The sequence below is a fragment of the Bacillus sp. FSL W8-1143 genome (assembly GCF_037965155.1).
Classification (GTDB): Bacteria; Bacillota; Bacilli; order Bacillales; family Bacillaceae; genus Bacillus; species Bacillus pumilus.
Window position 1 is genome coordinate 2711504 of the sequence record NZ_CP150182.1, and the last position, 12847, is coordinate 2724350.

The 12847-nt window shown below is 42.1% G+C and carries 14 protein-coding genes; 6 read left to right on the forward strand and 8 right to left on the reverse strand.

The window, feature by feature from the left end; translation table 11 throughout:
- Window positions 1-37: 37 nt before the first annotated feature.
- Together NSQ36_RS13785 and NSQ36_RS13790 are read left to right on the forward strand one after the other, a co-directional pair.
- Entirely contained in the window at window positions 38-1336 is a 1299-nt protein-coding gene (locus NSQ36_RS13785; RefSeq protein WP_050943541.1) for an NCS2 family permease, read from the forward strand.
- 371 nt (window positions 1337-1707) lie between these two features.
- A complete protein-coding gene (locus NSQ36_RS13790; RefSeq protein ID WP_008356419.1) occupies window positions 1708-1929 on the forward strand; it encodes a DeoR family transcriptional regulator in 222 nt (73 codons plus the stop codon).
- Window positions 1930-1998: 69 nt separating this feature from the next.
- Here NSQ36_RS13790 and NSQ36_RS13795 read toward each other — a convergent pair whose 3' ends face one another.
- Both NSQ36_RS13795 and NSQ36_RS13800 read right to left on the reverse strand, forming a co-directional pair.
- Window positions 1999-2715: a pseudouridine synthase gene (locus NSQ36_RS13795; protein ID WP_050943540.1), complete on the reverse strand. Its 717-nt coding sequence runs from the start codon at window positions 2713-2715 to the stop codon at window positions 1999-2001.
- 16 nt (window positions 2716-2731) lie between these two features.
- Window positions 2732-4354, reverse strand: a complete 1623-nt coding sequence (locus NSQ36_RS13800) for a polysaccharide biosynthesis protein (protein ID WP_003217649.1) — start codon at window positions 4352-4354, stop codon at window positions 2732-2734.
- A 175-nt stretch (window positions 4355-4529) separates the two neighbouring features.
- Between NSQ36_RS13800 and NSQ36_RS13805 the strand changes: the two genes are divergently transcribed.
- The 4 genes from NSQ36_RS13805 (at window position 4530) to NSQ36_RS13820 (ending at window position 8517) form a co-directional block, all read left to right on the forward strand.
- Complete coding sequence (locus NSQ36_RS13805; RefSeq protein WP_339205945.1) at window positions 4530-5801, forward strand: NAD(P)/FAD-dependent oxidoreductase; 1272 nt, start codon at window positions 4530-4532, stop codon at window positions 5799-5801.
- Window positions 5798-5995, forward strand: a complete 198-nt coding sequence (locus tag NSQ36_RS13810) for a hypothetical protein (protein WP_050943538.1) — start codon at window positions 5798-5800, stop codon at window positions 5993-5995. The genes NSQ36_RS13805 and NSQ36_RS13810 overlap by 4 nt, the downstream gene beginning before the upstream one ends.
- A gap of 139 nt (window positions 5996-6134) precedes the next feature.
- Complete coding sequence (locus tag NSQ36_RS13815; protein WP_003217541.1) at window positions 6135-7667, forward strand: BCCT family transporter; 1533 nt, start codon at window positions 6135-6137, stop codon at window positions 7665-7667.
- A gap of 325 nt (window positions 7668-7992) precedes the next feature.
- On the forward strand, window positions 7993-8517 hold the full coding sequence (locus NSQ36_RS13820; protein ID WP_106065788.1) for a CbrC family protein: 525 nt from the start codon (window positions 7993-7995) through the stop codon (window positions 8515-8517).
- A 29-nt stretch (window positions 8518-8546) separates the two neighbouring features.
- On the opposite strand, the gene NSQ36_RS13825 is transcribed toward NSQ36_RS13820, so the two are convergent.
- The 6 genes from NSQ36_RS13825 to NSQ36_RS13850 form a co-directional block, all read right to left on the reverse strand.
- On the reverse strand, window positions 8547-8729 hold the full coding sequence (locus NSQ36_RS13825) for a sporulation protein Cse60 (protein WP_003217582.1): 183 nt from the start codon (window positions 8727-8729) through the stop codon (window positions 8547-8549).
- Between the two features lie 101 nt (window positions 8730-8830).
- On the reverse strand, window positions 8831-9142 hold the full coding sequence (locus NSQ36_RS13830) for a rhodanese-like domain-containing protein (protein ID WP_003217560.1): 312 nt from the start codon (window positions 9140-9142) through the stop codon (window positions 8831-8833).
- Window positions 9143-9196: 54 nt separating this feature from the next.
- Complete coding sequence (locus NSQ36_RS13835) at window positions 9197-9880, reverse strand: YesL family protein (protein WP_050943535.1); 684 nt, start codon at window positions 9878-9880, stop codon at window positions 9197-9199.
- A gap of 22 nt (window positions 9881-9902) precedes the next feature.
- The gene (locus tag NSQ36_RS13840; RefSeq protein ID WP_251190206.1) at window positions 9903-11195 is read right to left on the reverse strand and encodes a Gfo/Idh/MocA family oxidoreductase; all 1293 of its coding nucleotides are present in this window, start codon (window positions 11193-11195) and stop codon (window positions 9903-9905) included.
- A gap of 17 nt (window positions 11196-11212) precedes the next feature.
- Window positions 11213-11737: a hypothetical protein gene (locus NSQ36_RS13845; RefSeq protein ID WP_050943533.1), complete on the reverse strand. Its 525-nt coding sequence runs from the start codon at window positions 11735-11737 to the stop codon at window positions 11213-11215.
- Entirely contained in the window at window positions 11734-12846 is a 1113-nt protein-coding gene (locus NSQ36_RS13850; protein ID WP_251190205.1) for a glycoside hydrolase family 105 protein, read from the reverse strand. The genes NSQ36_RS13845 and NSQ36_RS13850 overlap by 4 nt, the downstream gene beginning before the upstream one ends.
- Window position 12847 lies beyond the last annotated feature (1 nt).

The following is a 12847-nucleotide window of genomic DNA, read 5'->3' on the forward strand; positions in this document are numbered from 1 at the left end:
AATTGTTTTGTAATAATGTTCGTAAATGGAGGATTTTATGTTTCAGTTAAAAGAAAACCAAACCAACATAAAGAGAGAATTAATCGCTGGTATGACGACATTCTTTACTATGGTATATATTGTTGCCGTTAACCCAGGAATTCTTTCAAAAGCAGGCATTCCTTTTGACCAAGTCTTTACTGCAACAATTATCGCTGCTGTCGTCGGTACACTCTGGATGGCACTATTTGCAAACTACCCGATTGCGATTGCACCAGGCATGGGGCTGAATGTCTATTTCACCTTTACAGTTGTCGGTGGTGGCGGCATCAGCTATCAAACAGCGTTCAGTGCGGTATTTGTTGCTGGAATACTCTTTATTATTTTATCGTTAACATCCCTTAGAAAACAACTGATTCAAGCCATTCCAGATAATTTAAAATACGGCATTACAGCCGGAATCGGGCTTTTTATTGCATTTATCGGCCTCCGTCAGTCTGGGATTATCGCAGCTGACCCGGAAAATTTAGTGAAGCTTGGCAACTTAAGCTCGCCTGTTGTCATTTTAACGCTTGTCGGCTTAATGATCTCTGTTATTTTAATGGTACTTCAAGTAAATGGCGCTCTGTTTATCGGCATGTTAGCGACGACACTGATTGCGGTCGTAACAGGCCAGCTTCATTTTCCGAAAATGCTGATGGACATCCCTGCACTACCAGAAGGCATGCTGATTACAAACCCATTCGCTGCCTTCGGCGATGTATTCTCTCATCATTTATACGCTGTCGTCTTCTCCTTCTTACTAGTGACGATTTTTGATACAACGGGCACAATGATCGGAGTGGCCGAACAAGCAGGACTCATGAAAAATGGGCAGCTGCCAAAGGTACGCAGAGCCCTGCTCGCTGACTCTGCTGCAACGACGATCGGTTCTATGTTTGGAACAAGCCCAACGACAGCTTATATTGAATCATCATCTGGGGTTGCTGCTGGCGGAAGAACCGGGCTAACGTCTTTAACGGTCGCTGCATTGTTTATTGTGGCATTGTTTTTTGGCCCGCTCGTTCAAGCCATCTCTTCTTTACCATCCATCACATCACCTGTTCTCATCATTGTCGGGTGCTTGATGATGAACTCCGTGTCACGCATTCGCTGGAACGAGCTAGACGAAGCATTCCCTGCTTTTCTAGTGATCCTTTCCATGCCGCTGACATCTAGTATTTCAACCGGAATTTCACTTGGATTTATTTCATATCCACTTGTGAAACTGGCAAAAGGGAAATGGAGAGAAGTACATGTACTTGTTCTCATCTTTGCCATTTTATTTTTCATTCAGCTCTTTTTCTTAGAAGGATAACAGAAACAAAAAAGGCACATTCTAACAAGGGATGTGTCTTTTTAAGATGAGTGAATTTTTTATTTTGTAAATTTTCTGTGTTTCATTTTTGGACGTTTGAATGTGACAGTATTCTCCATACGCCTTACGCCCATTGGGTTGTAACCGAATTCAAAACATGGTATATACCATGTTTCGATTCATGAAGACAAGTTAAATAACATGTAAAGTTGACTTTTTGGTGGAACTAGATGCATAATAACGTGTATAATAGAATAAAACATTAAGAAACACGAACATTTACCATTGTTGCATGTCCTTATTTCGCAGTTTTAGTGTAGTAAGTTGTGGTTAGTCAAGTCCATCCGATCTTATTGATAGGGAGTGGTTTTTTGAAACCTTCAACAAACCGTATGATGACTCGAATAAAATCAGTCTATATGTTCATTCAAGAGAAAGGTCTTGTGACGACACAAGAGCTGGTTGATGAATTCGGGATCACACCTAGAACCATTCAAAGAGACTTAAACGTGCTTGCCTATAACGATCTTGTTCATAGTCCAAGCAGAGGCAAATGGGAAACAACGAGAAAAAAAGTAAAAATATCATCTTAAGCGTATAATGAACTGTCCATATAACAAAAAGAACCGGCGACATGCCGGTTCTTTTCTTTTGTTCTACATTTATGGTCGATTGATTAAGCTGTCTAATTCTTCGTCCGTCAATTCACGGTACTCCCCTGGCGCTAGATCTTCATCTAAAGAGATAGCCCCCATCGAGCGTCTTTTTAAAAAGATGACTTCATTTCCCACTGCTTGAGCCATCAGCTTCACTTGATGGTACTTTCCTTCAGTAATTGTTAAACGGATGCGTGTATCTTCACTTTCATTCGCATCTACTTCAACCTTTGCCGGCTTCGTGCGGTAATCATCTAAAATGACAACACCCTCTTCAAGACGCTTGATGTCTTGATCTCCTAATGGATATTTCAAATGAACCTCGTACGTTTTTGGCACATGCTTTTTTGGAGAAAGTAATTGATGAGCAAGCTGTCCATCATTTGTGAGGAGGAGAAGACCGACTGTATCCTTGTCTAGTCTCCCGACAGGAAATGGCTCCCTTGCGATATCCTCCGGCTCAAGTAAATCGACGACCGTTTCATCCCGCAAATCTTCAGTAGCTGAGATGACCCCATCCGGTTTGTTCATCATTAAGTAAATGAATTCTTTATATTCTACACGCTCTCCGTGTACGAGCACTTCATCATTCGATGGATCAACATGATCTTTCACCTGCTTCGCCAGTTCTCCATTCACGGTGACTGCCCGTGCCTTGACCAGCTTCTTTACATCTTTTCTTGAACCAAAGCCGCTGCTAGCAAGCAATTTATCAAGCCTCATGAAACTCCACCTCTTCTTAACTCTTTTTTCTTAAAAATTTGGGCATACGGCTGCCGAGTACACGCTCAAGTAATCCTACCTTATATGACAAGAACAGATACACACCGCCGCCAGTGATCATTGAAATTAAAATGACGATACCCGCGTTAATAATTCCACCTTCATACGAAATCACTTGGCTCACAAGCTGACATGTCGCATACGCCACTACAGCCATAATCGCAGTCAAAATACCAATGAGAATAAATCGTTTGAAAATCCTACGGAACGAATAGCCGGCATGGCGCTTAATCATGATAAACATATACAAGATGGACGCACTATAGCCTAACGCAGTCGCAAGCACAGAACCATTTCCTTGCAGCCAGCTGATTAGCGGAATGTTCAGAACCGTTTTAATGATGATCCCTAACAACAGACTGACGATGGCAAATTTTTGTTTGTTAATTCCCTGCAAAATCGCTGCATTAATGGTGAATAAAGAAAACAATAACGCAACAGGTGCATACCAGAACAAAATTGACATCCCAATCTCAGGATGAACAGACGGATAGAAAAACCAATAAACCGGTCCAGCTAATGCCGAGATACCAAATGAAGCAGGCAGCACGAAAAATAATATGACCTGCATCGTCTGATCAATTTGTCTATTGAGCAGCTTGTAGTTACGAGCTGTAAATGATTCCGTAATCGTTGGAATCAAGGTTAAGCCAAACGCTGTTGCAAGGGACACAGGAATCATCACGAGCTTCGGTAAATATAACGTCACAATAGACAATACCGCTGTACTAATATCCTGATGGCCTGATGCAATCATGGCTCTGTTAATCGTGTTTGTATCTATATAAGAATAAATTGGAATCGCCAGTCCAACAAACACATACGGTGCGGCATAGCTAAATAGCTCTGTAAACATTTGCTTATAAGATAAGTCAGAGGAAGCACCTGTATTCGGTTGCATGGATAAGAGCCGATCCTTGCGCTTCAGCCAATATAAATAAAGCGTGAATAAGCCGCCAAATGCGCCGATAAGTGCTGCAAATGTAGCATATCCGACAGCGATGACAAGACCGCCGTCAAGCACTTTTAAAATAATAAACGTTGCTGTTAATAGGAAGATGATTCTGACAAGCTGCTCGATGACTTGGGAAACAGCTGTCGGTCCCATCATAGAGTGTCCTTGGAAGAACCCTCGCACGAGACTCATAATTGGTACAACCAAAAGACCTAAACTGACCATCCGAATCACATATACCACTTGGTCGACGGTCAAACCGCCTGTTTCATTTGATCCGCCAAGCTGAATTTTGGCGAAAATTGGTGCACTCAAATATAAAAGAGAAAAAGCGATAATCCCGGTGACAAGCATGACCGACATACCCGCCCTGAACATTTTTCTTGTTGTCTCATAATCGCCAATTGCATTATATTTAGAAACAAATTTTGATACCGCTGTTGGAAAACCAAGCGTAGCAATACTTAAAAAGATCGTATACTGATTGTATCCATATTGAAATAGCGCTCCACCAGTAGCTCCAACCATTGCGCTAAATGGAATTAAATAAATCATACCAAGAATACGAGAGAGATAAGTCCCTATCGTTAAAACCAAAGTACCACGAAGCAGTTTATTAGACATGCGCTTAACCACCATTTTTCTAATGAATATTCAACTCAACTATTTTACCACATCATTTCGACGCACAGGTAACAAATCCAATACAGAAGGCACAAAACCAATCAATTCATATTTCAGCCTTCCCCAATTTTCGTTATAATAGATAAATGACTGAAAGTAGAAAGAGGAATGTAACATGAAACATTATGATGTCATTGTCATTGGCGGTGGACCTTCTGGACTGATGGCCGCTATTGCATCAGCAGAGCACGGTGCAACTGTTCTGTTAATTGACAAAGGAACCAAGCTTGGCAGAAAGCTCGCCATTTCTGGCGGTGGACGCTGTAACGTCACCAATCGCCTTCCAGTAGAAGAAATCATCAAGCATATTCCCGGAAACGGCCGTTTTTTATATAGTGCATTTTCTGAGTTCAATAACGAGGATATTATTTCGTTTTTTGAAAACCTCGGCATTGAACTTAAAGAAGAAGACCATGGACGTATGTTCCCTGTCTCAAACAAAGCACAATCTGTTGTGGATGCCCTTTTAGACAGGCTCCGTAACCTCAATGTGACCATTCGAACGAATGAGAAGATTAAAACAGTTCTGTATCAAGACGGACAAGCAGCCGGAATTGTTACAAATAATGATGAAAAAATTTCAAGTAAATCCGTTGTGATTGCTGTTGGCGGAAAAAGTGTGCCGCATACTGGTTCTACTGGTGACGGCTACGCATGGGCAGAAGCCGCTGGTCATACGATTACAGAGCTCTTCCCAACAGAAGTACCGGTCACATCGGATGAACGTTTTATAAAAGAAAAAGTGCTCCAAGGGCTTTCTTTAAGAAGTGTGGCTGTCAGTGTTTTAAATAAAAAAGGAAAACCCGTCGTCACACATGTCATGGATATGATCTTTACACACTTTGGCTTATCCGGCCCAGCTGTTCTTAGATGCAGCGGATTTGTGGTGAAAGAATTGAAAAAGCAGCAGGTCGTCCGTCTGCAAATAGACTTATATCCGAAGCTTAATGACGAAGAGCTTTTCCAAAAGCTTCATCGAGACCTAAAAGATGAACCAAAAAAAGCCATTAAAAATGTCCTAAAGTCTTGGATGCAAGAACGCTATTTATTGTTTTTGTTAGAGAGGAACGGTATAGATCCGCAAGACACTTTTTCTGGTCTTGCTAAGGACAAACTGCGCGCATTCGCCCATGATTGCAAACATTTTATCGTTCATGCGAATGGTACGCTCTCTTTGGACAAAGCGTTTGTTACAGGAGGTGGCGTTTCTGTGAAAGAAATTGAACCGAAGAAAATGGCGTCTAAAAAAATGCCCGGTCTTTATTTCTGCGGAGAAATTCTAGACATTCATGGTTATACAGGCGGATACAATATCACGTCAGCACTTGTGACTGGCAGGCTTGCTGGTATGAATGCTGCACTCGAATCAAAGGAGAGATTTTCATGATAAGACGTGCACTTCCGATTATCCTAGCAGTTGTGATTAGTTTGACAGCCGCTGTTTTCTTAAAGCTGTCCATTACCCCATTAAAAGTTGCCATTGTGTTGGCGTTTACCATCTTCGCTGTTTGTTTAAAAGAATACGTTTATCGTCTTCGTAAACGAATTGAAGAAAAATCATCTTCACATATCGATAGTTGATTAATGGAAGCAAAACATGTTACGGTAAAGTAGAGGTCGAGTGAGAAGCTCGCCTCTTTTTGTTTGAAATTAGTTGAGTTAGGGGATATTAAGTAAATCCTCTGCTTAAACGTGTAGAACAACAGGAGAGTGAGATGGTGTGAAAAACGTATCAAGTGTATTTTGGATTGTGATTGCGATCACATTTGTTGCCGTCATATGGGGAGCTTTTTCTCCAGAAACACTGCAAAATGTCACAGATCAAATTCAAACATACATTACAAATGACTTTGGCTGGTATTACTTGTTAGTGGTGTCACTACTCGTCGGCTTTTGTCTATTCTTTATTTTTAGCCCAATCGGTAAGATTACGCTAGGAAAACCTGGGGAAGAGCCTGAATTCGGCTTATTTTCTTGGTTTGCGATGCTATTTAGTGCCGGTATGGGAATTGGTCTTGTTTTTTACGGAGCAGCTGAACCGATCAGCCACTATGCCATCCAGTCACCAACGGGTGATACTGAAACGGCGCAGGCATTCCGAGATTCCCTTCGATATACTTTTTTCCATTGGGGGCTTCATGCATGGGCTATTTATGCCATTGTTGCACTTTGTATTGCTTACTTTAAATTTAGAAAAGATGCACCTGGCTTAATCAGTGCAACGTTGCAGCCGGTTTTAGGAAATAAAACGAATGGATGGATCGGAAAAACCATCGATTGTATTGCGGTATTTGCAACTGTAGTTGGTGTTGCGACAAGCCTAGGATTAGGCGCGGCACAAATAAACGGTGGGTTGAATTACCTGTTTCACATTCCGAATGCTTTTAGCACACAATTGATCATTATCATGATTGTGACGGTGCTTTTCCTTGCATCTGCTCTAAGCGGGATTGGAAAAGGCATTAAATATTTAAGTAATATCAACATGGTATTAGCAGCTGTTCTGATGTTTTTCTTACTTTTGGTAGGTCCAACTGTTTTTATCTTAAATTCATTTACTGACTCAATTGGGCAATACTTATCCAACATCGTTCAAATGAGCTTCCGTCTATCTCCAAATGATCCTGAGAAGAGAGAATGGATTAATGGATGGACAATCTTTTATTGGGCATGGTGGATTTCTTGGGCACCATTTGTCGGAATCTTTATCGCAAGGGTGTCACGCGGACGAACGATTCGAGAATTTTTAGTAGGTGTCTTAGTGGCTCCTTCTATCCTAGTATTTCTATGGTTCTCGATTTTCGGTGTATCTGCGATGGATTTACAGCAAAAGAATATTGTCGATGTTGCGGGTCTATCAACAGAAACAATGCTCTTCGGTGTACTAAATGAATATCCGCTGGCGATGATCACATCGATTCTAGCACTTATTTTAATCGCTATATTCTTTATTACATCGGCTGATTCAGCTACATTTGTGCTTGGAATGCAGACAACCTATGGATCATTGAACCCTTCTGGCAGTGTCAAAGTTAGCTGGGGTATTATCCAATCTTCTGTTGCTGCCGTACTTTTATTTTCAGGGGGACTTGAAGCCCTGCAAAATACAGCCAAGCTCGCAGCCTTGCCGTTCTCCGTTGTCATTATTTTGATGATTGTCTCACTGTACAAGTCATTGAATGATGAACGAAGAGCCATCAAGCAAGCCAATAAAGTCAGTAAACCACGAAGTCCAAGAGTAAAAAAAGCATAATCTCAAGCGAAAAAGCCGTTCCTCATAAGAACGGCTTTCAGATTGTTGACAAAGGGCTAAAATGATGTTTATTTTAGCCCTTTGTCTTCTTTTCAGCGTGATAGAAAACCTTTGCAGTCTAGGAAGGACGAGCACCGGAACGGAGCGAATTTAACATTCGTGAGTACCGACGCGCAGGACTGACACCGAATGCGAGGGTTTGTCTACACGCTGAAAGCCGTTCCTCATAAGAACGGCTTTTTTCTATATAGACAATTTAAGATTGTTGCAAGCAGGAGGATTCCTGTAAAATAATAATGAAATCATTTCTACAATGGAGGTTTATATGACGCTGCCTACATTCAAGTACAACCCAGATCCAGTTTCGTTAAACGTGATCAAAAAAGAGCCTACGACATGTCCTGTTTGTGAAAAAGATAGAGAATATGTGTATCATGGTCCATTTTATTCTGTTGAAGATGTGAAAGGAATTTGCCCTTGGTGCATTAAAGATGGTTCAGCCGCTAAAAAATACGATGGCACCTTTCAAGACGATGCAAGTTGTGATGACGTTGAGCAAGAGGAATATATAGATGAACTGATCTTTAGAACGCCAGGTTATCGCGGCTGGCAGCAGGAATATTGGTTAAGCCATTGCGGAGATTTTTGCGCGATCGTCCAGTATGTCGGTTGGAAAGAGATAGAACATTTAGAGGAAGAGCTCACAGAAGATATCGAAGACATTTGCAGCGGCGGGGGATTAACGAAAGAAAACCTAAAACAATGGCTCGTCAACGGCGGAGATCTGCAAGGCTATCTCTTTCAATGTGTTCACTGCAACAAGCATCGTTTATATATTGACGCTAGTTAAACAAAGTAAAAGGACCCTTCAAATAGGTCCTATTTTTTATATAAAATGAGGGCAGAAAAACAGTAGAGCTGTTCTCCTCCTTGCTCACAGATCACTGCTACATTGTACTTGATGTCAATGATTTGGTCGTCATCCATTCCTTTTAAAAAAAGATTGATTTCGCTCTGCAAATCTTTTTCGTGCTCTTCATCAAAGACAGCTACCTTTAGCACATATGCCACTCTCCCTTCTCTCGCTACTCTATCTTTATGCACATGAGGGCGGGCATATGAACAAAAAAAGCCTTTCATCTATGAGATGAAAGGACTTCTGTTTACAGCTTCGGTTTTGTTTCTCCTGTCCAAGCAAGCATTCCGCCAACGACATTGGTCGCTTGATAGCCTTGGTCTTCTAGGAAATAGCAGACATTTTCACTACGTTTACCAGAGCGGCAAATAATATAATACTCCTGCGTTTGATCGAATGCATCCAGTTTCTCAGGGATATCTCCCATTCGGATGTGGACAGCTTCTGGAATCATTCCTTCTGCTACTTCCTCGTCCTCACGCACATCAACAAGCTGAATGGCTTCTTCTTGCTCTAGCTTTTGTTTTAATTCTTCTATTGAGATTTCTTTTACTGACACGACGCTCATCTCTCCTTTTAATCACAGTGACACCATTATAGCAAATGAACCCCATTACTGTGTATTCACCCGCTTCGATTGCAGGAAAGACGGCAGGCGTTTCTTTACTTCGGCTGTCTGCTGCTCACTTTCAAACTCTACTTTTTTGAATACTTGATAGGCGAGCCACATATGACCATAGGCGAGTATACTCACACTAAAGAACGGCACGATTCCCGGCAAATAAGCAAAGAGAACAAACAGCAGAGCCGAGAAAACGAGCATACAGAGTGTATATTGCAAATATGAGATACCAAGCAAAAGAGAGAATTTTAGATAGAGACGTTTTTTCCAATCATAATGAGCCAGCAGCGGAAAAATATAAAACAAGCTCACAACAAAGAGAAATCCAAAGATATAAATGGCAAAACGAAGCACATGCAAAAACCAGCTCGTTGGATAAATATACGCAAGGTCAACATATATAATCGTTCCTATGATCAATAGCGCCAATCCAATCAAGTTAGAGCGTACAAACTCCTCACGGTACACCTTCCAAAAAGTCCGGAAAACGCTCACTTGCTCATGCCCTTGTATCCACTTTCTCATCACCGAAAATAACGCAGTGGTCGCAGGCATCAATCCAAAGATCCCAAGTCCCAGCATGGTGAACAGCAACCATAGCAAATTTGTATAGGCGAGTCGCATCACCCACTCACACATTCGAAGCATTCTGCTCATTGAACCATCATGATCCATCTCTTTCCCCTCCTCTCTTTTTTTATGACACCGTCTCTTTATGAAGCAACTCTTCTATGTCAATTGGGCGCTTCTCTGCAACAGACCGCCACATGCCTTCCCCAAGTGCAATTGAATAAGCACCAGCCTCTGCCCCTGCTGATATGTCATAGTGAATTAAAGGATCTTTCCCGATAAATAAATCGGCCAAAAGCAGAGGATCTCCGCCGCCATGTCCTCCTGGCTGCTTCACAACTTCAATCGTCTCTTTTGCCCCAAACATCGGATAATAAGAAATCGTCTGTTCTGGGAATTGAAAAGGAATTCTTGATGGCACATGAAACTCATTTGTTTCAATGCGCCCCTTCGTCCCATTTATAGCAAGCCGGTATCCTTCGTAGGGTGCTGAGAATTGAATCGAATAGCTGAAGAGAGCCCCTTGGTCATATGCCACTGATGCCACATATGTATCCTCAATGTCAATTTCCTCATCAAAAATACAGGCGTCTGAGCGATAATTGGTGTATTGCTGCGTTTGCTCCTGACCGGATTCGATATGATCGTCCTCGACATTTGAGCGTACTACCCTCGGATTCCACCTTGCTTCATAATGACATGTATCCTTCACATGACATGTTCCGCAATACCTGTTTTCTTCCCCCTGCAAAGGATTCCAAGGACTTTTATCTCCGTAATAGTTCAGCGCCCCGTAGGCAAATACTTGCTTCGGCTTTTGATTGATCCACCAATTGACCAAATCAAAATGATGCGTCGATTTATGAATAGATAGTCCGCCAGAGAATTGCCGCGTGCGGTTCCACCTTTTGAAATAACTAGCGCCATGATACGTATCAATGAGCCAGCTCAGTTCAACAGATGTGACCCTACCAATCTTTCCTTCTAAAATGAGTTCTTTGATCTTTCGATGAAATGGATTGTAGCGATAATTGAAAGTGACTGTGACCTTTCCTTTACTTTCCTTTTCTTTTTCCATTACTTTTTTGGCGTCTTTTGCTGTTGTGACCATTGGCTTTTCAGTGATGACATCGAGGTCATAGTCAAGTGCTTGCAAAATATAGGTGACATGTGTGTCATCCCTGCCTGCCACAATGACGATATCTGGCTTTGCTTCCTTCACCATTTGATCAAATGCCTCTTCATGAAAAAACGAGACGCCCCGCAGTGATGGAAAACGCTCCTGACAAAGTGTATACCGATGATGATCTATATCTAAAAGCCCTGTAATCCTGTAATGCTCATTGAAATCCTCTGTGAGCGGCTTAATAAACATATTGAACGCACGCTGACTGAGTCCGCAAATTACGACCCGTTTCACAGTCCCCACCCCTATTTCTATCGATTTTCACGAAGCTGTTTCATGAGAGACAGCGCCTCTTTAGACTTGTCTGCATACACGGGAATAAAAGCGACCATATCTCGATGTAATCGAAAGGTATAGCCGTTTAGCTTTTTCGTGCCTTTACTAACTTGAACCGCATAATCGACCGTTTTACCTGTCCTTTGATCCTCGATCGTATATGGCCCTGCCGCTTGATCATCAATACCCATCTCTTCAAGCAGCTGAAAGCTTTCAGGATCATCATATGTTCGAAACATTTCTTCCGGGACAAGCATGATGTCCCCCTCTTTGGCGGTAATTTCAACAAGAAGCTTTTCAGGAATCGCCGGAAAGATGTGGACGCTATACGTTTCTTGTTCCGTTTGAAAAGCCTTCTCGACTAATTGATCCTTCATCCCCTTTGACATGTCAGAAAAAATCAGAACATCGATACCGTTTGTTTTCCCATGACAGGCTGACAAACAAAAGGCAGCGATAAAGCTGAGGAGCCATGCCACAGCCCTTTTTTGCCTCTTCATGCCTTTTGAAAAACAGGCAGCTTCTCTAGCTCAGTTAACGCCATAATAAAAGCGCCTGCCCCGTGCAAGTCATTTGTGCTTCTCTCTCTACCGACGTAGTAATCATAAAATCCAGCAGATGTTCCGATACATATATCATTGATGGTAAAATCACCGTTTTCTGTCTCAGCCGTCTTATGCTGAATTAAGCCTTGGTAAGCTTTCACCACATGATCTGTGTAGCGGGGGCTGACATACCCTTCGTTCATGGCTTTTGCCATGGCGTACATGAATAAACACGATCCAGAACTTTCAAGCCAATTGTCGCTATGAGTACCTTTATCAATGATTTGATGCCAGAGACCTGTGTCTTGATCCTGGTACCTAGCTACACTCTCCAGCATGTCTGTCAGCGTTTCCTTCCACATCTTTCGCCCTTCATGCTGCTCTGGCAGATCCTCGATCATATCTGCTAATGCAAGAACATACCAGCCAAATGACCTTGCCCAAAACTCGGGAGAACAGCCTGTCTTTTGATCAGCCCATGGCATCACTTTTCGTTCGTCCCACGCGTGATAATACAGACCTGTTTTTTCATCTTTTGTATGCTTTCTCATGAGATGCTCTTGCTGGATCACCATATCCACCAGTTCCTCTTCATCTTTCAGCTTTGCATACTTTAAGGCAAAAGGTCCGCCCATGTAGAGACCATCCAGCCACATTTGATAAGCATAATTGTCTTTATGCCAAAATCCGCCCTCAGATGTACGATTCAATGTGCGATAAAGCCCGCGGAGCTTCTCCGCTGCCAGCACATACCGCTTCTCTCCTGTTCGTTCATAAAGAGGGAATAAAATGAGCCCAGCTTGGATCGCATCAAGCTCATCTCTTCGAAATAACAGGTTTCCATACTCATCAATGAGCGAATCTGCGTAGCTTTTCACATAATTGAAATACGTCTCGTTCCTCGTTGACTCATATAGCTTCATCACACCGCAAAGAAAAACGCCTTGATGATAATGCCATCTTCCAGCTGGAGGTAGCTCGATTGGTGTATGCGCTTTCATAATTGTTTGTGCTAATTTCTCTGCATGCTCAAGTGGTGATCCCTTTTTAGTCGATAATGTCATT

Excerpts from the sequence above, each read along its gene's own strand:
- NSQ36_RS13800 (WP_003217649.1), bottom strand. The coding sequence starts at position 4,354 with ATGTCTAATAAACTGCTTCGTGGTACTTTGGTTTTAACGATAGGGACT.
- NSQ36_RS13850 (WP_251190205.1), bottom strand. The coding sequence starts at position 12,846 with ATGACATTATCGACTAAAAAGGGATCACCACTTGAGCATGCAGAGAAA.
- NSQ36_RS13805 (WP_339205945.1), top strand. The coding sequence starts at position 4,530 with ATGAAACATTATGATGTCATTGTCATTGGCGGTGGACCTTCTGGACTG.
- NSQ36_RS13810 (WP_050943538.1), top strand. The coding sequence starts at position 5,798 with ATGATAAGACGTGCACTTCCGATTATCCTAGCAGTTGTGATTAGTTTG.
- NSQ36_RS13785 (WP_050943541.1), top strand. The coding sequence starts at position 38 with ATGTTTCAGTTAAAAGAAAACCAAACCAACATAAAGAGAGAATTAATC.
- NSQ36_RS13845 (WP_050943533.1), bottom strand. The coding sequence starts at position 11,737 with ATGAAGAGGCAAAAAAGGGCTGTGGCATGGCTCCTCAGCTTTATCGCT.
- NSQ36_RS13835 (WP_050943535.1), bottom strand. The coding sequence starts at position 9,880 with ATGGATCATGATGGTTCAATGAGCAGAATGCTTCGAATGTGTGAGTGG.
- NSQ36_RS13820 (WP_106065788.1), top strand. The coding sequence starts at position 7,993 with ATGACGCTGCCTACATTCAAGTACAACCCAGATCCAGTTTCGTTAAAC.
- NSQ36_RS13795 (WP_050943540.1), bottom strand. The coding sequence starts at position 2,715 with ATGAGGCTTGATAAATTGCTTGCTAGCAGCGGCTTTGGTTCAAGAAAA.